The sequence below is a fragment of the Streptomyces sp. NPDC026301 genome, assembly GCF_055567935.1.
The window spans coordinates 256637-278778 of the sequence record NZ_JBVHPN010000006.1 but is presented as its reverse complement, the minus strand read 5'-3'; the positions used below and the strand labels follow the sequence as shown (position 1 = coordinate 278778).

16 protein-coding genes are annotated in these 22142 nt (G+C 70.9%); 8 read left to right on the top strand and 8 right to left on the bottom strand.

Annotated elements, in window-relative coordinates; all coding sequences use genetic code 11:
- Positions 1-11 precede the first annotated feature (11 nt).
- The 4 genes from ACZ4MH_RS12885 (at position 12) to mshC (ending at position 3545) form a co-directional block, all read left to right on the top strand.
- The gene (locus ACZ4MH_RS12885; protein WP_467754487.1) at positions 12-710 is read left to right on the top strand and encodes a histidine phosphatase family protein; all 699 of its coding nucleotides are present in this window, start codon (positions 12-14) and stop codon (positions 708-710) included.
- 103 nt (positions 711-813) lie between these two features.
- Positions 814-1404 (top strand): DUF3090 domain-containing protein, encoded by a 591-nt coding sequence (locus ACZ4MH_RS12880; protein WP_351590237.1) that lies wholly within the window; start codon positions 814-816, stop codon positions 1402-1404.
- Positions 1368-2204 (top strand): SCO1664 family protein, encoded by an 837-nt coding sequence (locus tag ACZ4MH_RS12875; RefSeq protein WP_351590234.1) that lies wholly within the window; start codon positions 1368-1370, stop codon positions 2202-2204. The genes ACZ4MH_RS12880 and ACZ4MH_RS12875 overlap by 37 nt, the downstream gene beginning before the upstream one ends.
- Before the next feature lie 111 nt (positions 2205-2315).
- Complete coding sequence (mshC, locus tag ACZ4MH_RS12870) at positions 2316-3545, top strand: cysteine--1-D-myo-inosityl 2-amino-2-deoxy-alpha-D-glucopyranoside ligase (protein ID WP_351590231.1); 1230 nt, start codon at positions 2316-2318, stop codon at positions 3543-3545.
- Positions 3546-3673: 128 nt separating this feature from the next.
- Here mshC and ACZ4MH_RS12865 read toward each other — a convergent pair whose 3' ends face one another.
- The 8 genes from ACZ4MH_RS12865 to ACZ4MH_RS12830 form a co-directional block, all read right to left on the bottom strand.
- The gene (locus tag ACZ4MH_RS12865; protein WP_351590228.1) at positions 3674-4246 is read right to left on the bottom strand and encodes a hypothetical protein; all 573 of its coding nucleotides are present in this window, start codon (positions 4244-4246) and stop codon (positions 3674-3676) included.
- A 68-nt stretch (positions 4247-4314) separates the two neighbouring features.
- Entirely contained in the window at positions 4315-6060 is a 1746-nt protein-coding gene (locus tag ACZ4MH_RS12860) for a S8 family peptidase (RefSeq protein WP_351590225.1), read from the bottom strand.
- A 368-nt stretch (positions 6061-6428) separates the two neighbouring features.
- Complete coding sequence (locus ACZ4MH_RS12855; protein WP_351590222.1) at positions 6429-7559, bottom strand: PAC2 family protein; 1131 nt, start codon at positions 7557-7559, stop codon at positions 6429-6431.
- A gap of 355 nt (positions 7560-7914) precedes the next feature.
- Positions 7915-8586, bottom strand: coding sequence for a FadR/GntR family transcriptional regulator (locus ACZ4MH_RS12850; protein WP_351590220.1), 672 nt, complete (start codon positions 8584-8586; stop codon positions 7915-7917).
- Positions 8587-8760: 174 nt separating this feature from the next.
- Entirely contained in the window at positions 8761-10374 is a 1614-nt protein-coding gene (locus ACZ4MH_RS12845) for a glycerol-3-phosphate dehydrogenase/oxidase (protein WP_351590218.1), read from the bottom strand.
- Positions 10375-10377: 3 nt separating this feature from the next.
- The gene (gene glpK / locus ACZ4MH_RS12840) at positions 10378-11904 is read right to left on the bottom strand and encodes a glycerol kinase GlpK (RefSeq protein ID WP_351590215.1); all 1527 of its coding nucleotides are present in this window, start codon (positions 11902-11904) and stop codon (positions 10378-10380) included.
- Between the two features lie 73 nt (positions 11905-11977).
- On the bottom strand, positions 11978-12766 hold the full coding sequence (locus ACZ4MH_RS12835) for an MIP/aquaporin family protein (RefSeq protein ID WP_351590213.1): 789 nt from the start codon (positions 12764-12766) through the stop codon (positions 11978-11980).
- 236 nt (positions 12767-13002) lie between these two features.
- Positions 13003-13767, bottom strand: a complete 765-nt coding sequence (locus tag ACZ4MH_RS12830) for an IclR family transcriptional regulator (RefSeq protein ID WP_351590210.1) — start codon at positions 13765-13767, stop codon at positions 13003-13005.
- Positions 13768-14044: 277 nt separating this feature from the next.
- On the opposite strand from ACZ4MH_RS12830, the gene metH reads away from it, so the two are divergent.
- From metH to ACZ4MH_RS12810, 4 genes are all read left to right on the top strand, one after another.
- Positions 14045-17554: a methionine synthase gene (gene metH, locus ACZ4MH_RS12825; protein WP_351590207.1), complete on the top strand. Its 3510-nt coding sequence runs from the start codon at positions 14045-14047 to the stop codon at positions 17552-17554.
- Positions 17555-17724: 170 nt separating this feature from the next.
- The gene (locus ACZ4MH_RS12820; protein WP_351590204.1) at positions 17725-18426 is read left to right on the top strand and encodes an HAD family hydrolase; all 702 of its coding nucleotides are present in this window, start codon (positions 17725-17727) and stop codon (positions 18424-18426) included.
- 385 nt (positions 18427-18811) lie between these two features.
- On the top strand, positions 18812-20419 hold the full coding sequence (locus tag ACZ4MH_RS12815; protein ID WP_351590202.1) for an ABC transporter substrate-binding protein: 1608 nt from the start codon (positions 18812-18814) through the stop codon (positions 20417-20419).
- A gap of 131 nt (positions 20420-20550) precedes the next feature.
- Positions 20551-22137 carry an ABC transporter substrate-binding protein gene (locus tag ACZ4MH_RS12810; protein WP_351590199.1) on the top strand — a complete coding sequence of 529 codons (1587 nt, stop codon included), beginning with the start codon at positions 20551-20553 and terminating at the stop codon, positions 22135-22137.
- Positions 22138-22142: the final 5 nt, after the last annotated feature.

Genomic DNA, 22142 nt, shown 5'->3' with positions numbered 1-22142 from the left:
AGGGTGGCGCCATGCCCACGCTGCTCCTGGTACGGCACGGCCGCTCCACCGCCAACAATTCCGGCGTCCTCGCGGGGCGCACGCCCGGCGTCGCCCTGGACGAGCGCGGCGTCGCACAGGCCGCCGCGCTGCCCGGCCGGCTCGCCGCCGTGCCGCTCGTCGCCGCGGTGGCCAGCCCCCTCCAGCGCTGCCAGGAGACGCTGCGCCCGTTGCTGGCGGCCCGCCCGGGGCTGCCGCTGCACACGGAGGACGGCATCAACGAGTGCGACTACGGCGACTGGTCGGGGCGCAAGCTCGCCGAGCTGGCCGACGAGCCGCTGATGCGGACCGTCCAGCAGCATCCCTCCGCCGCCGGCTTCCCCGGCGGCGAGACCATGCGCACCATGCAGCACCGCGCCGTGGAGGCGGTCCGGTCCTGGAACGCCCGCATCGAGGACGAGCACGGCCCCGAAGCGGTGTACGTGATGTGCTCGCACGGGGACATCATCAAGTCCGTCGTCGCCGACGCCCTCGGCATGCACCTGGACCTCTTCCAGCGGATCTCCGTCGAGCCCTGTTCGGTGACGGCCGTCCGCTACACGCCGCTGCGCCCGTACCTCGTCCGGCTCGGCGACACCGGTGACCTCGGCTCGCTGGCGCCCAAGGAGGACGGCTCCGGCGCCGCCGCGGAGCGCGACGCGGCGATCGGCGGTGGCGCGGGAGCATCGTGATCAGCAGGCGCAGTAGGGTGGTGCGACGGCGCTGCCCACCACGCCACCTGTGATCCTCATCCCGACCACAGACCCCCGCAGTCGAGTCAAACGGAGCAGGACCTTGTCCCGTCAGGTGTTCTTCTACGACGCGCCGGACCGCTTCGTGGCCGGCACGGTCGGGCTGCCTGGCCGTCGCAGCTTCTACCTCCAGGCCACAGCGGCCGGGCGCACCACCAGCGTCGCGCTGGAGAAGACCCAGGTCGCCGCGCTCGCCGAGCGCATGGACGAGCTGCTGGACGAGGTGGTGCGCCGCAGCGGCGGCAACGCCCCGGTCCCGGCCGTCGCCCCGTCCGAGATCTCCGACACCGCGCCGCTGGAGAACCCGGTGGAGGAGGAGTTCCGCGTCGGCACCATGGCGCTGGCCTGGGACGGCGACGAGGAACGCATGATCGTCGAGGCCCAGGCGCTGGTCGAGCTGGACGCCGACGACGAGGAGGACCTCGCCGAGGCCGAGGAGCGGCTGCTCCAGGACGACGAGAACGGCCCCCCGATGCTGCGCGTCCGGCTCACCGGCACCATGGCCCGCGCCTTCGCCAAGCGCGCCCTGGAGGTCGTGAACGCCGGCCGTCCGCCGTGCCCGCTGTGCAGCCTGCCGCTCGACCCGGAGGGACACGTATGTCCGCGCCAGAACGGATACCGGCGAGACGCCTGACGCCCGCCGAGCTGGAGGAACGGCTCCGGCACGGCGAGCTCACGGTGCGCGGCCGGGTCCGCGAGGCGTCCAACGCCGTCCTGTACTGCACGATCACGCACGAGGGCCGGACCGGCCACTGCGTGTACAAGCCGGTCGCGGGGGAGCGCCCGCTGTGGGACTTCCCCGACGGCACGCTCGCCGAGCGCGAGGTCGCCGCGTACGAGATCTCCCGGGCCACCGGCTGGGAGCTGATCCCGCCCACCGTGCTGCGCGACGGCCCGTACGGGCGCGGCATGGTCCAGGAGTGGATAGCGGCGTCCGACGAGGACGACAGCCCCGAGCTGTTGGCGCTGATCGAGGACGAGGAGCCGGGGCCCGGCTGGAAGGCCGTCGGCCTCGCGCAGGTCGGCGAGGGACGGACGGCGCTCCTCGTGCACGCCGACGACCCGCGGCTGCGCCGGCTCGCCGTCCTGGACGCGGTGATCAACAACGGCGACCGCAAGGGCGGCCACCTGCTGCCCACCGCCGACGGCCGGGTGTACGCCATCGACCACGGCGTCACCTTCCACGCCGAGGACCGGCTGCGCACCCTCCTGTGGGGCTGGGCGGGCGAGCCGCTGACCGAGGAGGCCGTCGCGGTGCTGAACCGGCTGGCCGAGGAGACCGCCGAGGGAGAGCCGCTCGCCGCCCGACTGGCCGAATGTCTCACCGGCGAGGAGATCGCCGCGCTGCGCGAGCGGATCGCCGGAATGCTGCGCTCCGGCGTGCATCCGCAGCCCAGCGGGGAATGGCCGCCCATTCCCTGGCCGCCGGTGTGACCCGGACGGCCCGGCCATGCACGGCCGGGCCGAAGACTCAAGAGGGCCTTTCCGGCCAAGACCCACACTCCGGTTCGTATCCGGAACCTGCGTCCGGTTACGCTGCATGTCATGCATGCATGGCCCGCTTCTGAGGTCCCCGCCCTGCCCGGCCAGGGCCGCGACCTGAGGATCCACGACACCGCGACCGGCGGACGGGTGACCCTCGCCCCCGGTCCCGTCGCCCGTATCTACGTCTGCGGCATCACGCCGTACGACGCGACCCACATGGGGCACGCGGCGACCTACAACGCGTTCGACCTCGTTCAGCGCGTGTGGCTCGACACGAAGCGGCAGGTCCACTACGTACAGAACGTCACCGACGTCGACGATCCGCTGCTGGAGCGGGCCGTGGCCACCGGCGACGACTGGACCGCGCTCGCCGAGCGCGAGACCGCCCTCTTCCGCGAGGACATGACCGCCCTGCGGATGCTGCCCCCGAAGCACTACATCGGCGCCGTCGAGGCCATACCGGGCATCGTGCCGATGGTGGAGCGGCTCCGCGACGCGGGCGCCGCGTACGAGCTCGACGGCGACGTGTACTTCTCCGTCGAGTCCGACCCGCACTTCGGCGGGGTCTCGAACCTCGACGCCGAGGCGATGCGGCTGCTGTCCGCCGAGCGCGGCGGCGACCCGGAGCGCCCGGGCAAGAAGAACCCGCTCGACCCGATGCTGTGGATGGCCGCGCGCGACGGCGAGCCCAGCTGGGACGGCGGCTCGCTCGGCCGGGGCCGCCCCGGCTGGCACATCGAGTGCGTCGCCATCGCCCTGGACCACCTGGGCATGGGCTTCGACGTGCAGGGCGGCGGGTCCGACCTGGCCTTCCCGCACCACGAGATGGGCGCCTCGCACGCGCAGGCGCTGACCGGTGAGCACCCCTTCGCCAAGGCGTACGTGCACGCCGGGATGGTCGCGCTGCACGGCGAGAAGATGTCCAAGTCCAAGGGCAACCTCGTCTTCGTCTCCAAGGTGCGCCGGGACGGTACCGACCCGGCCGCCATCCGGCTCGCCCTGCTGGCCCACCACTACCGCGCCGACTGGGAGTGGACCGACCAGGTTCTCCAGGACGCCGTGGACCGGCTCGCCCGCTGGCGCGCCGCGGTCTCCCGCCCCGACGGCCCGTCCGCCGACGCGCTCGTCGAGGAGGTCCGCGAGGCGCTCGCCGACGACCTGGACTCGCCGGCCGCGCTCGCCGCTGTGGACCGCTGGGCCGAGCGGCAGCAGGCCGCCGGCGGTACGGACGAGGGCGCGCCCGGCCTGGTCTCCCGGACCGTGGACGCGCTGCTCGGCGTGGCGCTGTGACCCGCTGACGGCTCGTACTCGGGCCCGAACGCAACGGGGCGCTTCCTCCGAGGAGGAAGCGCCCCGCGTGTTTCTCTCAGGTGGCCGACCGGTCAGCCGGTCAGCCGGTGCTCACCCGGTCCGGCGTTTCAGACCTTGCGGACGTAGATCGCACGCAGGATGTGCGGGGTCTGCGTGTCCCAGATGCCGATGACCTGGTGACCGAAGGCGAAGGCCTCCTGGACCTGCTCGAAGACCACGTCGGTCGGGTGGTTGAGCACGCGGAACTGGTTGTTGATGCGCAGGAAGATCTGCCGCGGCTGGCCCGGGAGGGGCTGCACGACGGAGATGTAGGCGTTGGCGATACCGGCCTGGAGAGGCTGCGCCGTGACCTGCTGCACCGCGGACTGGGTGACCTGCTGCAGGTGCTGCAGGACCTGCTGCTCCTGCTGCTGCTCCTGCTGGCCGACCTGGCCCTGCTGGCCCTGCCCGAACTGCTGCAGCAGCTGCTGGAACGGCTGCTGCTGACCGAGCTGCTGGAGCTGCTCCAGCATGCCCTGGCCCTGCTGCTGGAAGGGCTGCATCTGCTGGCCGAACGGCTGCTGCTGGCCCATGCCGCCCTGCTGGAACGGCTGCTGCTGACCCATGCCGCCCTGCTGGCCGAACGGGGACGTGCTGGGACCCTGCTGGCCCTGCTGGCCGAGCTGGGCGAGAGGGTTCATCTGAGTGGTCATAAGAGTGCTGCCTTCCCTGACTTGTTGGTGTGCTTCAGCCGGTGACGACCAGCTCTTCAGCCTGTGATGACCAGGCCGACGACCTCGTCGTCGGAGTACCACACACGTACATCGGGCCGTCCCCCCGCAAAGGCGGAGTGCACCGCCTGGCGCACCTCGGGCGCCGGCCGGTTCAGGTTGCGCCACGCACCGGCCACGAAGAGCCGGAGCCGCGGAGGGAGTTCTCGGGGGTACGGGAGCAACTCGTCCCAGTACCGCTCGGCCTGGCCGGAGCCGACCGAGGAGGGCACCAGGTGCGTCACTGCCGCCCTGATGTCGGGCCGGTTGCCGATCCGCTGGGAGGCCGGCCGGCCTGGCGCGTCCTGCTGCGGCGACCCGGTGGTCCGCAGCACTTCACGCGCCTGTTCGGGACTCATCGGGTCCGCGCCCGCGGCCTTGAGCATGCCCTGCAGCGACGCCAGCGCGCCGACCACGACGGGAGAGGCCGATGAAGTGCCCGAGAAGCTGTCCGTGTACCAGGCGATCTCCTCCGTACCGCCCTGCAGGTCGCCGGGCCGGTCCCAGAAGCCGCCGGTCGTGGTGACCTCGCGGCCCCAGCCCTGGGCGTCCAGCCGCATGCCGTAGTTGGAGAACCCCAGCCGCGACCGGTCCGGGCCGTGATCGCGGCCGTGGGTGCCGGGCGGCGGGGCGCCCGCGCCGACCAGGATCGCGCCGGACGCCTGGTTGGAGGGGTTGAAGGGGTTGCGCCACCACTGCGGGAAGCGGTCCGGACGGCGCTCGTACAGCGCGTCGTCCAGGCTCTCCGCGCCGTTGCCGGCGGCCTCCACCACGACGACGCCCTTCGCGGTCGCCCAGCGGATCGCGGCGAAGTCGTCAGGCCACCACTCCAGCGCGATGTAGCCGCGCTGGTCGTCGCGGTGCTCGTAGTCGAACCGGGGCCCCGGCCGGTGGAGTTCGACCAGCAGGATGTCGCCGTGCGAGAGCCGCTCGGCCGCCGCGTGGATCGCCGCCGCCGAACCGATGCCCTGGATCGAGGCCGCGGCGGTCACCGCGCCCGGCGCGACGCCCACCACGCCCTTGTCGTCGCGGTCGCCCCCGATGACACCGAGGACGGCCGTGCCGTGGTTGCGCCAGGCCAGGTCCTGGATCGGGGTGCCGACCACGATGCCGGCCAGCCGGTCCGCCAGGTCCTCGTGGCCCAGCTGCCAGGCGCCCTCGACGTCGACGATGGTGACACCCTCGCCGTCACCGCCCTGCCGCTGCCACGCCCATACGGCGTTCACGCCCTCGGGCGCGGCCCCCAGGTGGCCCTGGCGGCCGGTGAAATCGGGGGTGGCCGGCGCCCCTTCCTTGCGCCGCTGGTTCTCCTCCGGGCCGCGCGCCGCCGAAGAGGCGGGCACGGCGCCGGGCTTGAGGTACGCCGTCTCGATCTCCGGGAGGGCGGAGAGCCGGGCGGTCAGCTCCACCGCCCGGGTGTCACCGCCCCGTACCCGGTAGAAGAGCGAGAGGTCGGGGAGCGTGCCGGCGCCCGCCGACGGCTCCTGCGGCATGGCCGCCCGTATCCGCTCTTCACTGCCGAACAGCGGCTCCAGAGAGAGCTGTTGGTCGCTGAGGAACATCTCCAGCGCGGAGATGTCCGCTCCGGAGGCGGACCGTACGCCGTCCGTGCCGGCGCGGAGCCCGGGTTCGGCCCGCGCGACGACGATCAGCTCCGGTTCGGCTCCTTGGTAGGTGAATCCCGCTCCGTCGGGTCCGGGGCCCGCCATGCCGGGGCCCGTACCGGGAGGTGCCTGGTCGGTCATCGCTGGGACCGCTCCCTTCGGGGGTGCTGCGCCGTGCCCTGCCGCTCCGTGCCTGCACCCCGTACGGTCCGCGCCGCGCAACGGCGAGTGTGTACCGGATGTTGCGGCGCTGTGTCGCCGGGGCTTCGGTGCGTCACCCTGCTACCTCCGCTCGCCCCCGTCCACCCGTCGACGCCCCTGACGTTTGGGATCCGGTCGAATGGGAACCATGGGCAAATCGACCGGAAAGCGATGACGGGTTGTCAAGTAGGTCAAACACTACGGAGGCGTACGCGCTGTGGTGAGGCGGGAGTGCCCGCGGGCCACCCGCCGCGCGGCGGGAACGACGAAGCGGGGCGGTGCCGCAGCACCGCCCCGCTCCGTTTCGGTCAGTCCTCCGAGGAATCGCCGTCCGGGGAGTCCGGCGGGTCCGACGGCGCCGCCGGACCGGCCTCCCCGGTCGCTTCCGCGGCCTCCCCGGGCGCTTCCGGAGTGTCCGTTCCACCGGGGGTGTCGGCGGGCTTGCCGCCCGGCTTCCCGGGGCCGTCCTCCGTGCCGCGGGCCGGCTCCTGGCCGGCGCCCTCCGGCTTCGGCGGCTTGGCAGGGCGGGTCCGGCCGCTGCTGGAATCGCGCAGGTAGGAGCCGTCGCCGCCGTCCGTCGCCACGCCGGGCCCGGCCTGCGGGTCCCGCCGCCGCAGATAGCGCTCGAATTCCCGGGCGATCGCCTCGCCCGACGCCTCCGGCAGCTCGGCGGTGTCCCGGGCCTCCTCCAGCGACTGGACGTACTCGGCGACCTCGCTGTCCTCGGCCGCCAGCTGGTCCACGCCCAGCTGCCACGCCCGCGCGTCCTCGCTCAGCTCACCGAGCGGGATACGCAGGTCCAGCAGGTCCTCCAGGCGGTTGAGCAGGGCCAGCGTCGCCTTGGGGTTGGGCGGCTGCGAAACGTAGTGCGGCACGGCCGCCCACAGGCTCACCGCGGGGACACCGGCGTGCGTGCACGCCTCCTGGAGGATGCCGACGATGCCCGTGGGGCCTTCGTACTTGCTCTCCTCCAGGCCCATCGTGCGCGCCAGGTCCGCGTCGGAGGTGACGCCGCTGACCGGGACGGGGCGGGTGTGCGGGGTGTCGCCGAGCAGTGCGCCCAGTACCACCAGCATCTCCACGCCCAGCTCGTGCGCGAAGCCCAGGATCTCGTTGCAGAAGGACCGCCAGCGCATGCTGGGCTCGATGCCGCGGACCAGCACCAGGTCGCGGGGCTTGTCGCCGCCCACCCGGACGACGGACAGCCGGGTCGTGGGCCAGGTGATCTTGCGGACGCCGCCCTCCAGGAAGACGGTGGGCCGGTTCACCTGGAAGTCGTAGTAGTCCTCGGCGTCCAGCGCGGCGAAGACCTCGCCCTTCCACTCCCGGTCCAGGTGCGCGACCGCGGCGGAGGCGGCGTCGCCGGCGTCGTTCCAGCCTTCGAACGCGGCCACCATGACCGGATCGATCAGCTCGGGCACCCCCTCCAGCTCGATCACCCAGCGCCTCCTTCCGGCCGGTCGGCCCCTCGTCGGCGGCCGCCGGTTGCAGTTCCCGTTCCGTGCGCTCCCAGCCTACGGCGTCCGTGGTACCCGAACGCAGCCCCTCTGCACTAACGAGTCCTCATTCATCCGATCTGTCCCTGTCAACTGCCGGGCGCCACCTGGGAGGTGGCGAAGGGGCGGGGTCCATACATCGGAGCGCGAGACAGATCGGATGTCCCTCCGTGCCACCGCCCGGCAGGGCTCCGCAGCGGGCCCGGTGGCGCCGCCCGGCCGCCCGGCACGACGTCCGGTTTCCGCGGCTTACGGACCGCCCCCGCTGCGGCCCGCCCGCCCCACCGGGCGGCGCGCGTCACAGCGACGCCCGCAGCCACTGCTCCACGCTGGCGATGTGGACCGTCGCCCAGGCGCGCGCGGCCTCCGCGTCCCGGGCCCGCAGCGCGCCGAGGATGGCGCGGTGCTCGGTGAGGGTGCGGGCCACCGCGTCCTTCTGGGTCAGCCCGCGCCAGATGCGGGCGCGCGTGGTCGGCCCGGAGAGGCCGTCCAGCAGCGAGCAGAGCACGGAGTTGCCGGAGGCGGCCACGATGGAGCGGTGGAACTCCAGGTCGCACGCGACCAGGTCCTCCACCGAGGGCGCGGTCCCGAGCGCGTCCAGCTGTGCGTCCAGCGCGTCCAGTTGCGCCGGGCCGATCCGGGACGTGGCCAGCGCGGTGGCGGCCGGCTCCAGGATGCGGCGGACGGCCAGGAACTCCAGGACGGTGTCGTCGCGGTGGAAGTCCACCACGAAGCTCATCGCCTCCAGCAGCAGCTGCGGGTCCAGGCTCGTGACGTACGTGCCGTCGCCCTGGCGCACGTCCAGGATGCGGATCAGGGCCAGCGCGCGGACCGCCTCGCGCAGGGAGTTGCGGGACAGGCCCAGCTCGGCGGCGAGTTCGCTCTCCTTGGGCAGCCGGTCGCCGGGCCGCAGCGCGCCGGAGACGATCATGCCCTTGATCTTCTCGATGGCCTCGTCCGTGACCGCCATGGCCGACCTCCCCGCTCGGAACGCCCGAAAGCCTGAAAACCGCCCACAGACATCGGATGTCTGGAGGTGCAGCCATTATGGCGCGCGCACGCCGAGGGGCGGGACCCCGGTACCCCGGAATCCCGCCCCTGTTCCGGCCGGCGGGGCCCGGCGGCCCCGCGGCGCGTGCCGGCCTCAGCTCTTGCGGGCGGCCAGTACGTCCTCGACCTTCGCGCGGACGTCGTCCGTGGCCAGGCCGCGGATCGTCAGCGTCGTACGGCGGCGCAGCACGTCATCAGCGGTCTCGGCCCACTCGTGGTCCCGCGCGTACACCACCTGCGCCCAGATCTCGGGCGCGTCGGGGTGGATGCGCTCGGCCAGCGCCGCGTCCTCGTTGGCCAGCCGGGCGATGTCGAAGGACAGCGAGCCGTAGTGGGTGGCCAGGTGGCGGGCGGTGTCGGCGGACATCCGCGGGCCCGGCGTACCGCCGTCGACCAGCAGCCGGTGCGCGACCGCCTGCGGGTTGGCGATGCCCGGCAGCGGCAGCTTCTTCGGCAGCTCCGAGATCGGCTCCAGGTCCTCGCCGAGCGGGTGCCCGGGCAGCGCCGCGAGCTTGTTCATGACCGTACGTCCGATGTGCCGGAACGTCGTCCACTTGCCTCCGGCCACCGACAGCATGCCGCCGCTGCCCTCGGTCACCACCGTCTCGCGCTTGGCCTTGGAGGTGTCGCCGGGGCCGCCCGGCAGCACCCGCAGGCCCGCGAAGGAGTACGTGATCAGGTCGCGGTCCAGCTGCTGGTCGCGGACCGAGAACGCGGCCTCGTCCAGGATCTGCTTGATGTCCTTCTCGGTGACCGACACATCCGCCGGGTCGCCCTCGTACTCCTCGTCGGTGGTGCCCAGCAGCAGCTGGTCCTCCCACGGCAGCGCGAAGGTGATGCGGTACTTGTCGATCGGGGTCGCCAGCGCGGCCTTCCAGGGGGAAGTGCGCTTGAGGACCAGGTGCGCGCCCTTGGAGAGACGGATGGAGGGGGCCGAGTTCGGGTCCTCCATCTTGCGCAGGTGGTCCACCCACGGGCCGGTGGCGTTCAGCACCAGCCGGGCGTTGACGCCGAACTCGGCGCCGTCCGTGCGGTCCTTCAGGTCGGCGCCGGTGACCCGGCCCTGGGTGAAGCGCAGCCCGGTGACCTCGGCGTGGTTCAGTACGGTCGCGCCCGCCGCGACGGCCGCGCGGACCGTCATCAGCGCCATCCGCGCGTCGTTCATCTGGTCGTCGCCGTACACGGCCACGGCCTTGAGGTTCTCCGTGCGCAGCTCGGGCACGTCGCGCTGGGCCTTGGCCGGGCTGATGACGTGGCCGACGCCGTCGCCGAAGGCGGAGAGCGCGGAGTAGGCGAAGACGCCCGCGCCGAGCTTGGCCGCACCGTGCGGGCCGCCCTTGTAGACCGGCAGGTAGAAGGTCAGCGGGTTCGCCAGGTGCGGGGCGACCTGGCGGGAGACGGCGCGGCGCTCGAAGTGGTTCTCCGCCACCAGCTTCACCGCGCCGGTCTGCAGGTAGCGCAGGCCGCCGTGGAGCAGCTTGGAGGAGGCGGAGGAGGTGGCGCCGGCGAAGTCGCCGGCGTCCACCAGGGCCACCCGCAGTCCCGACTGCGCGGCGTGCCAGGCGGTGGAGATGCCCAGGATGCCGCCGCCGATCACCAGGAGGTCGTACGTCGCCTTGTCGAGCCGCTCCCGGGTCTCGGCGCGGCTCGGGAGTGAACCGTCGGCCGGGTGCGTCCCGAGTGCCGGGACGCTCTGCAGGGTGCTCATGTCTTACTCCTCGTCCTCGATCCAGCCCATGGTCCGCTCGACGGCCTTGAGCCAGCTCTTGTACTCGCGGTCACGGGTGGCCGCGTCCATGCGGGGGGTCCATTCGGCGGCCCGCCGCCAGTTGGCGCGCAGTTCGTCGGTGCCGGACCAGAAGCCCACGGCCAGGCCGGCCGCGTAGGCAGCGCCGAGGCAGGTGGTCTCGGCGACCATCGGGCGCACCACGGGCGCGTCCAGGAAGTCCGAGATCGTCTGCATCAGCAGGTTGTTGGAGGTCATGCCGCCGTCGACCTTCAGTGCGGTCAGCTCGACGCCGGAGTCCTTCGTCATGGCGTCGGTGATCTCGCGGGTCTGCCAGGCGGTGGCCTCGAGGACGGCGCGGGCGATGTGCGCCTTGGTGACGTAGCGGGTCAGGCCCGCGATGACACCGCGCGCGTCCGAGCGCCAGTAGGGGGCGAACAGGCCGGAGAAGGCCGGTACGAAGTAGGCGCCGCCGTTGTCCTCGACCGTGCTGGCCAGGGTCTCGATCTCGGCGGCGGAGTTGATCAGGCCCATCTGGTCGCGCATCCACTGCACCAGGGAGCCGGTGACGGCGATGGAGCCTTCCAGGGCGTAGACCGTGGGCTCGTCGCCGATGCGGTAGCCGACGGTGGTCAGCAGGCCGTTGTAGGAGTTGACCGGCTCGCCGCCGGTGTTCATCAGCATGAAGGTGCCGGTGCCGTACGTGGACTTGGCCTCGCCGCTGGCGAAGCAGGTCTGGCCGAAGAGGGCCGCCTGCTGGTCGCCGAGCGCGGAGGCGACCGGCACTCCGGCCAGCACGCCGGACGCGGTCTCGCCGTACACCTCGGCGGAGGACCTGATCTCCGGGAGCACCTCGGCGGGGATGCCCATGGAGCTGAGGATCTTGGGCTCCCACTGGAGGGTGCGCAGGTTCATCAGCAGGGTGCGGGAGGCGTTGGTGACGTCGGTGACGTGCTTGCCGCCGTTGACGCCGCCGGTGAGGTTCCAGATGACCCAGGAGTCCATGGTGCCGAAGAGGATGTCGCCGGCCTCGGCGCGCTCGCGCAGGCCCTCGACGTTGTCCAGCAGCCAGCGGATCTTCGGCCCGGCGAAGTACGAGGCGAGCGGGAGGCCGGTCTCGCGGCGGAAGCGGTCCTGGCCGACGTTGCGGCCGAGCTCCTTGCAGAGCGCGTCGGTGCGGGTGTCCTGCCAGACGATGGCGTTGTGGACCGGCTCGCCGGTGTTCTTGTCCCAGAGCAGCGTGGTCTCGCGCTGGTTGGTGATGCCGATGGCCTTGACGTCGGCGGAGGTGATGCCGGCCTTCTCGATCGCGCCGGCCACGACCTGCTGGACGTTCGCCCAGATCTCGGTGGCGTCGTGTTCGACCCAGCCGGGCTTGGGGAAGATCTGCTCGTGTTCCTTCTGGTCGACCGAGACGATGCGGCCGTCGCGGTCGAAGACGATGCAGCGGCTGGAGGTCGTGCCCTGGTCGATGGCCGCGATGAACGGGCCGGTGGTGTGGGTGTCGCTCATGGTGTGTGCTCCAGGAGGTGCGGTGGGGGAGTGCGGCTCTTGCGGCTTCGGCTCAGGCTTCGGCTTCGGCGGCTCAGGCGAACGCGAGCTGGTAGATGCCGCCCGCGATGGCGCCGCCGATCAGCGGCCCGACGACGGGGATCCAGGCGTAGCCCCAGTCCGAACCGCCCTTGTTGGGCAGCGGCAGCAGCGCGTGCACGATGCGCGGGCCGAGGTCGCGGACCGGGTTGATGGCGTAACCGGTCGGGCCGCCCAGCGAGAGGCCGATGCCGACGACCACGAAGGCGACCAGGAGGCTGCCGAGCGGGCCGACGCCCTTGCCGTCGTCGCTCAGACCCAGGGTCAGGATCGCCAGCACGAGCACGATGGTGGCGATGATCTCGGTGACGAGGTTCTGCCACGCGTTACGGATCTCCGGGCCCGTGGAGAAGATGCCGAGCACCGGGCCGGCCTTGGGGGCCTCGGCCTGGTCGACCAGGCCCTCCTCGCCCTTCGGGGGGTTGATGACCTCGGGATCCGTGAGGTGCGCCTTGAACTGGCCCTGGTAGGCGAGCCACACGCAGAGCGCGCCGATCATCGCGCCGAGCAGCTCACCGGCGAAGTAGACCGGCACCTGACTCCACTTGATGCCGCCCTGGATGGCCAGGCCGACCGTGACGGCGGGGTTCAGGTGCGCGCCGGACTTGGCGGCGATGTACGCGCCGGTGAGGACGGCGAATCCCCAGCCGAAGGCGATGGCCACCCAGCCGGCCTCGTACGCCTTCGAGCGCTTGAAAGTGACGGCGGCGCACACGCCACCGCCCAGCAGGATCAGCACAGCGGTACCGATGGTCTCGCTGATGAAGATGTCGGAGCTGGACACCCGCGACTCCTTTGTCCTTCGTCCAGATGGACACCGAGATGCGCCGTACCCCGGGTCCCTCCGGTGGTGCGAGCCCTCGGTGAGGGCGTTGTCGGCGATCCGGCAGTGCCCACCATACGACAATCGTCGTATTGCGTTCGACAATGCCGACCGACGAACGGCAGTTTTGTTTACGGCCAGTAGCCCGTCAAGGGTTCTGTGAGGGAAAACCTAAGCGGAAATAGCCGACAAAACGGTTAGAAGCGCTGGGCGCCGAGATCCCTGGACACGGCACGTGCACAGTCGCGCACCGCGGCGACGATCTCCGGACGCAGCTCACCGTCCCGCCGCACCCGCTCCACGGCGCCGGTGATCCCCACCGCGCCCACCGGCATCCGCCGCCGGTCGTGGATGGGCGCGGCCACCGACGCCACGCCCTCCCAGGTCTCCTCCACGTCCGCGGCCCAGCCCCGGGCGCGGGTGAGATCCAGCACGCCCTCGAAGTCCTCCAGGTCCGTGAGGGTGTGCACGGTGAACGCCTCCCGGGCGTTCTCCACCGCCTCGCTGTGCGCCACCGGGTCGTACGCCGACAGCACCTTGCCCAGCGCCGTACTGTGCAGCGGCTGCATGGCACCCACCTCCAGCACCTGCCGGCTGTCGTCGGGCCGGAAGACGTGGTGGACGATCAGTACGCCCTGCTGGTGCAGCACGCCCAGATAGGCGCTCTCGCCGGTGGAGCGGGCCAGGTCGTCGGTCCATACGAGGGCGCGCGCCCGCAGCTCGTGCACGTCGAGGTAGCTGTTGCCCAGCCGCAGCAGCTCAGCGCCCAGCTGGTACCGGCCCGAGGCCGCGTCCTGCTCCACGAAGCCCTCCTGCTGGAGGGTGCGCAGGATCCCGTGGGCCGTGCCCTTCGCCAGGTCCAGCGACGAGGCGATGTCGGACAGCCCCAGGCGCCGTTCGCCGCCGGCCAGCAGCCGCAGCATGGCCGCGGCGCGCTCCAGCGACTGAATGGTCCGTGCCATGGAGCAACCTCCGGGAAGAGCGGTTCGACAATGCCAAACGATATCGGTCGATGCCGACCCGAGCAGAGTGGGCCGTGCACCGCTCCATGATCACGCCACCGCGTACGGCCCGCGCACGGCCGTACGAGTCCCCGCTCACCAGGCCGTACGGGTGCCGCGTCGTCCCACGGCGTGGGACGGCCGTTGCCGGACGGTGCCCGCCAGCTACCCTGGCCCGGTGCGCCTTCGTACCGGAAGACGCAAAGCCGACAGCCGTCGCAACCACGGGAGCAGCTCCATGGCCTCGCACACGCCTACGACCACCCCCTCAGCCCGCATCGACGCCTTCCGCGAGGCGCTCGCCTCGCGCGTCGTGGTCGCCGATGGAGCCATGGGCACCATGCTCCAGGCCCAGGACCCCTCCATGGAGGACTTCCAGCAGCTCGAGGGCTGCAACGAGATCCTGAACATCACCCGCCCGGACATCGTCCGCTCCGTGCACGCGGAGTACTTCGCGGTGGGCGTGGACTGTGTGGAGACCAACACCTTCGGCGCGAACCATGCGGCGCTGGGCGAGTACGACATTCCCGAGCGGGTCTTCGAGCTGTCCGAGTCCGGTGCGCGCATCGCCCGTGAGGTGGCGGATGAGTTCACCGCCTCCACCGGGCAGCAGCGCTGGGTGCTGGGCTCGATGGGCCCGGGCACCAAGCTGCCCACCCTGGGCCACGCCCCCTACCGCACGCTGCGGGACGCCTATCAGCAGAACGCCGAGGGCATGATCGCCGGCGGCGCGGACGCGCTGCTGGTGGAGACCACCCAGGACCTGCTGCAGACCAAGGCCGCCATCCTGGGCGCCCGCCGCGCTCTGGAGGTCACCGGCACCAACCTGCCGATCATCTGCTCGGTGACGGTGGAGACCACCGGCACCATGCTGCTGGGTTCGGAGATCGGCGCGGCGCTGACCGCGCTGGAGCCGCTGGGCATCGACATGATCGGGCTGAACTGCGCGACCGGCCCGGCCGAGATGAGCGAGCACCTGCGCTACCTGGCGCGCAACTCCCGGGTGCCGATCTCCTGCATGCCCAATGCGGGCCTGCCGGTGCTGGGCAAGGACGGCGCGCACTACCCGCTGACCCCGGGCGAGCTGGCCGACGCGCAGGAGACCTTCGTCGGCGAGTACGGCCTGTCCCTGGTGGGTGGCTGCTGCGGCACCACGCCCGAGCACCTGCGCCAGGTCGTGGAGCGGGTGCGCGGCGTGGCCCTCACCGAGCGCAACCCGCGCCCCGAGGCGGGTGCCGCCTCGCTTTACCAGACCGTCCCCTTCCGTCAGGACACCTCCTACCTGGCGATCGGTGAGCGCACCAACGCCAACGGTTCGCGCAAGTTCCGCGAGGCGATGCTGGAGGCCCGCTGGGACGACTGCGTGGAGATGGCGCGGGACCAGATCCGTGAGGGCGCGCACATGCTGGACCTGTGCGTGGACTACGTGGGCCGCGACGGCGTGGCGGACATGGAGGAGCTGGCGGGCCGGTTCGCCACCGCTTCCACGCTGCCGATCGTGCTGGACTCCACCGAGGTGCCGGTCATCGAGGCCGGGCTGGAGAAGCTGGGCGGCCGGGCGGTCATCAACTCGGTGAACTACGAGGACGGTGACGGGCCCGAGTCCCGCTTCGCGAAGGTCACCGCGCTGGCCAAGGAGCACGGCGCGGCGCTGATCGCGCTGACCATCGATGAGGAGGGCCAGGCCCGCACGCCCGAGCACAAGGTCGCCATCGCCGAGCGGCTCATCGAGGACCTGACCGGCAACTGGGGCATCCACGAGTCCGACATCCTCATCGACACCTTGACCTTCACCATCTGCACCGGTCAGGAGGAGTCCCGCAAGGACGGCATCGCCACCATCGAGGCGATCCGGGAGCTCAAGCGCCGCCACCCGGACGTGCAGACCACGCTGGGCCTGTCCAACATTTCCTTTGGCCTGAACCCGGCCGCCCGCATCGTCCTGAACTCCGTGTTCCTGGATGAGTGCGTCAAGGCGGGTCTGGATTCCGCGATCGTGCACGCGAGCAAGATCCTGCCGATCGCGCGGTTCGATGAGGAGCAGGTCAAGGTCGCGCTGGATCTGATCTATGACCGGCGCGCCGAGGGTTATGACCCGCTGCAGAAGCTGATGGCGCTTTTTGAGGGGGCGACGGCCAAGTCGCTGAAGGCGGGGGCGGCCGAGGAGCTGGCGCAGCTCCCCCTGGAGGAGCGCCTGCAGCGGCGCATCATCGACGGCGAGAAGAACGGCCTGGAGGCGGACCTCGACGAGGCCCTGCAGACCCGTCCGGCGCTGGAGATCGTCAACGACACGCTGCTGGCGGGCATGAAGGTGGTCGGTGAGCTGTTCGGCTCCGGCCAGATGCAGCTGCCGTTCGTGCTCCAGTCCGCCGAGGTCATGAAGACCGCGGTGGCCTATCTGGAGCCGCACATGGAAAAGACCGACGACGAGGGCAAGGGCACCATCGTGCTGGCCACCGTCCGCGGCGACGTCCACGACATCGGCAAGAACCTGGTGGACATCATCCTGTCCAACAACGGCTACAACGTCGTGAACCTGGGCATCAAGCAGCCGGTCTCCGCGATCCTGGAGGCCGCCGAGGAGCACAAGGCCGACGTGATCGGCATGTCCGGGCTGCTGGTGAAGTCCACGGTGATCATGAAGGAGAACCTGCAGGAGCTCAACCAGCGCAAGATGGCCGCCGACTTCCCCGTCATCCTCGGCGGCGCCGCCCTGACCCGCGCCTATGTGGAGCAGGACCTGCACGAGATCTATGAGGGCGAGGTCCGCTACGCCCGCGACGCGTTCGAGGGCCTGCGCCTGATGGACGCCCTGATCGCGGTCAAGCGCGGCGTGCCCGGCGCCACCCTGCCGGAACTCAAGCAGCGCCGGGTGCCCAAGCGGGACACCCCGGTCCTGGAGGTCGAGGAGCCCGAGGGCTCCGTCCGCTCGGATGTCGCCATCGACAACCCGATCCCGACCCCGCCGTTCTGGGGCACCCGCGTCGTCAAGGGCATCCAGCTCGCCGACTACGCCTCCTGGCTGGACGAAGGCGCGCTCTTCAAGGGCCAGTGGGGCCTGAAGCAGGCCCGTACGGGTGACGGCCCGACGTACGAGGAGCTGGTGGAGACCGAGGGCCGGCCGCGGCTGCGCGGCTGGCTGGACAAGCTGCAGACCGGGAACCTCCTGGAAGCGGCCGTGGTCCACGGGTACTTCCCCTGCCACTCCAAGGGCGACGACCTCATCCTGCTGAACGAGGACGGCACCGAGCGCACCCGCTTCACCTTCCCGCGCCAGCGCCGCGGCCGCCGCCTGTGCCTGGCGGACTTCTTCCGCCCGGAGGAGTCCGGCGAGACCGACGTGGTCGGCCTGCAGGTCGTCACCGTCGGCTCGAAGATCGGCGAGGAGACGGCCAAGCTGTTCGCGGCCGACTCCTACCGCGACTACCTCGAGCTGCACGGCCTCTCCGTCCAGCTCGCCGAGGCGCTCGCCGAGTACTGGCACGCCCGGGTCCGCGGCGAACTGGGCTTCCAGGGCGAGGACCCCGCCGAGATGGAGGACATGTTCGCGCTGAAGTACCGCGGCGCGCGCTTCTCCCTCGGGTACGGCGCCTGCCCGGACCTGGAGGACCGCGCGAAGATCGCGGACCTGCTGCAGCCGGAGCGGATCGGCGTCCAGCTCTCCGAGGAGTTCCAGCTCCATCCGGAGCAGTCCACGGACGCCATCGTCATCCACCACCCGGAGGCGAAGTACTTCAACGCGCGGTAGCGCGTTCCTCGCCCGGCCGGGGCCCGAAGCAGGGCTTCCGGTCGAGGACGAGAGCGCACGGACCGGCACAGTCGTACACTTATCGGTCCGGTAGCGGCCGGTCGTCTTTCCCTCGGGAAGGCGGCCGGCCCTTTTGTCCCTCCGGGGACCCCTGCAACGGAGGTGTACGGATGACCAGCAGCATCCCCGCCGTCGGCACCCGAACGGCCGAAGGCTCCACCCTCCAGGCCGTCTTCCTCGATCTGGACGGCACCCTCGTCGACACCGAAGGCTTCTGGTGGGAGGCGGAGGCCGAGGTCTTCGCCGACCTCGGGTACGTATTGGACGAGGCGCACCGCCAGGTCGTGGTCGGCGGGCCGATGACCCGCAGCGCCTCGTACCTGATCCAGGCCACCGGCGCGACGATCGCGCTCGCCGAGCTCACCGTGCTGCTCAACGCCCGCTTCGCCGCCCGGATCGAGCGGGGCGTGCCACTGATGCCCGGCGCCCGCCGGCTGCTGGCCGAGCTGGCGGCCCATCAGGTGCCGACCGCGCTGGTCTCCGCCTCGCACCGCGACATCATCGAGCGCATGCTCCATTCGCTGGGCGCGGAGAACTTCCACCTCACCCTCGCCGGTGACGACCTGGCCCGCACCAAGCCGCACCCCGAGCCGTATCTGACCGCCGCCGCCCGGCTCGGCGTGGACCCGGCGCGCTGCGCGGTCGTGGAGGACACCGTGACGGGCGTGACGGCGGCCGAGGCGGCCGGCTGCCGGGTGGTCGCCGTGCCGTCGGTGCAGCCGATCGAGCCGGCCCCCACCCGGACCGTCGTACCGTCGCTGGAAGAGGTCGATCTGCCTTTTCTGCGGGCCCTCATCACGGAAAAGCGATGACCGTGCACTGAGCGTTGTGGCGAGAAAGGCCGAACGGGGTCGGAAGGGACGCTGAGGAGTGGCCCGCTCATTTTCCGTGACGAATAGCGGTGCTGAATTCTCATGTCACCGGTTGCATTGCAATCCGTGACGTTTATCACGCGTCGGGCCATCGACAAGCGGGGTGAATGGTGTTCCATGAGGGTGCTGAGGAAGGTCGGGCGGGGGTAAGTGTCCGCATTGGTCAATCGGCGTACGAATCGTTCCGGTGTCCGGATATCGGTCACCCTGCGGGCGTTATCTGGGCGTGATATGCGCTCAACTCTGCTGTGTCACGGACCCGCTGACCGTTCCTACTAATGTCGACGCGAGCAACACCTCTGCGCTGATAAGGAACCTGCCGACGATGAATCGCAAGACCTTGGTGCTGCCGGCCCTGGCCGGTCTGCTCGCCCCTGTACTGGCCGCCTGCGGGAGCGGCGACAGCGCAGGCGGAGACGGTAAGGCGATCGTCGTCGGCACCACGGACACCGTCGAGGCGTCCAAGGCGGCCCCGGCCCCCTTCGATCCCGTGCAGACCTACGACGTCGGCGCCTGGAACGTGCTGCGCGGCACCTTCCAGACGCTGATGCGGCTGCCCCGCACCGGTACCGCACCGGTCCCCGAGGCGGCCCGCTCCTGCGGCTTCCGCGACACCCGGAACGAGCAGTACCGCTGCACCCTGCGGGACGGCCTGAAGTTCAGCAACGGCGACCCGCTCACCGCCGCCGACGTGAAGTTCTCCGTCGAGCGGATGCTGCGGATCAACTACGCCAACGGCCCGGTGTCGCTCATGAACAACGTCGACACCGTCGAGACGGCCGGCCGCAGTGAGGTGGTCTTCCACCTCAAGAAGCCCGACGCCACCTTCCCGCAGAAGCTCGCCACCCCCGCCGCCGCGATCGTCGACCGCAACGTCTATCCCCGAAGCGCCCTCTACAAGGGCTTCGACCTGGTCGGCTCCGGCCCGTACCAGCTCCGGGCCGAGCACAGCGGCAACCGCGTCACCAAGGCCGTCTTCACCCGCAACCCCCACTACAAGGGGGGCATCGAGCCGCAGAACGACAAGGTCGAGATGCGGTTCTTCGCCGACTCGGACGCCATGGAAAAGGCGCTCCGCAAGGGCGACATCGACCTGATGAACCGCAGCCTGTCGCCGCATCAGGTGCAGGGCCTGCAGAGCTCCAGGGACTCCCACGTCGTGCTCCAGGAGATGCCGGGCCAGGAGATCCGCTACCTCGCCTTCGACACCGACGCGCCCGCCGTCCGCAACAAGGCGGTGCGCCAGGCCATCGCCCAGCTGGTCGACCGCCCGGCGCTGGTCCGCGACGTGTACGCGCACACCGGCGATCCGCTGTACTCTCTGGTGCCGACCGGCCTCACCGGCCACATCAACTCCTTCTTCAGCAAGTACGGCAACGCGGACCCGGCCGAGGCGAAGCGCATCCTGCAGCGCGCGGGCATCAACACCCCGGTCAAGCTCACCCTCGCCTACACCGAGCACCACTACGGCTCGATCACCGAGGACGAGTTCAAGGAGCTGCGGAAGCAGCTGAACAAGGGCGGCGTCTTCGATGTGAAGCTCAAGGGCGTCGACAACTGGCAGACCTTCCGCGAGGACTCCGCCAAGGGCAAGTACCCGGTCTGGGGCATGGGCTGGTACGCCGACATCCCGGACGCCGACAACTACCTCGCGCCGTTCATCGGCAAGGGCAACTTCCTCGGCTCCCCGTACCGCAACCACCGGATCGAGGACCAGCTGATCCCGGCCACGCGTCAGCAGACCGACCGCAACGCCGCCGCCGGCAGCTTCAAGCAGGCGCAGAACATCGTGGCCGACGACGTTCCGGTCCTTCCCCTGTGGCAGGGCAAGCAGTACGTCGCCGCGCGTGACGACATCACCGGCGTGGAGTGGGCGCTCAACTCCTCCTCCGCGCTGCAGATCTGGGAACTGGGCCGAGGCGTCGCCGACTGACGCCGGAGCACCGGCCGGCCGGCGCCCGCAGTACGGGCACCGGCCGGCCGGCCCGCAGAGCGGGTTCCCCGCTCATCGGCCGACGGCCTCGTCGGCAGGCAACCGCGACACCAACTGTGAGGAACGCGCACGTGAGGAAACGTGACCAGCTGCTCGCCGCCCCCTTGTGTGCGGGGCTGGCCGCAGCCCTGCTGGCAGGCTGCGGCTCGGGCGACGACGAGGGTGCCGGGGTCGGTGAACCCGTGGTCATGGGCATGACGGACAAGGTCCAGTCGATCGACCCGGCGTCCGGCTACGACCCCGGCTCCTGGCTGCTGTTCAACAACGTCTTCCAGTCCCTGATCAGCTTCCCCAAGGGCGGCACCACGCCCCAGCCGGAAGCCGCCAAGAGCTGCACCTTCACCGACAACAGCAGCAAGGTCTACCGCTGCAGGCTGCAGGACGGCCTGAAGTTCAGCAACGGGGACGCCCTCACGTCCAAGGACGTGAAGTACTCCTTCGACCGCACCCTGCGGATCAACGACAAGAACGGCCCCGCCGTCATGCTCGCCGGGCTCGACAAGATCGACACCCCCGACGAGAAGACTGTCGTCTTCCACCTCAAGACGCCCGACGCGACCTTCCCCATGAAGATCGCCTCCGGCGCCGGCTCCATCGTCGACCGCAAGGAATACCCGGCCGACAAGCTCCGCACCGACGGCGAGGCCATCGGCTCCGGCGTCTACAAGCTCGACAGCTACGGCACCAAGCAGGCCGTCTTCTCCGTCAACGGGTCCTACAAGGGCCCCGCGAAGGTCAAGAACTCCGGCATGACCATGAAGTTCTTCGACTCCCAGACGGCCCTGAAGCACGCCGTCCAGGACGGGAAGATCGACCTGGCCTACCGCGGCCTCGCCAACAAGGACATCGCCGACCTCGACCACGCCGTCGACAGCGGCCACACCCAGGTCGTCGAGGGCGACAGCGCCGAGGTCATGCACCTGGTCTTCAACATGAAGGACCCGGTCGTCGGCAAGCTCGGCGTCCGCAAGGCCATGGCGTACACCATCGACCGCGCCTCCCTGGTCCGCGACGTCTACCAGCGCACCGTCGAGCCGCTCTTCTCCATCGTCCCGGCCGGCATCACCGGCCACACCACGGCCTTCTTCGACACCTACGGCTCCCGCCCGCAGCGCGACAAGGCCGAGGCGGCGCTGCGCTCCGCCGGCGTCCAGGGCAAGGCCAAGGTCACGCTCTGGTCCACCCCGACCCGGTACGGCCCCGACACCGACGCGGCCCTCCAAGAACTCGCCCAGCAGCTCAACGCCAGCGGCCTCTTCGACGCCAAGGTCAAGAGCGTGCCGTTCGAGGACTACGAGAAGGGCGTCGCCGCCGGCAAGTACGGCGTGTACGTCAAGGGCTGGGTCCCGGACTACCCGGACCCCGACAACTTCACCCAGCCCTTCTTCGGCAAGGGCAACGTCCTGAACAACGGCTTCGACTCCTCGCGCATCACCGGCAGCCTGCTGCCCAGGACCGCGGCCGAGCCCGACCGCGGCGCCACCAAGAAGGACTACCGCGAGGTCCAGCAGATCGTCGCCGACCAACTGCCGCTCATCCCGCTGTGGCAGGGCAAGCAGTACGCCGTCGCCCGGGACACCGTCTCCGGCCTGGAGTGGACGCTGGACTCCTCGACGGTCTTCCGCTTCTGGGAGATCAGCAAGAGCGCCGAGGAGTAGCCGGC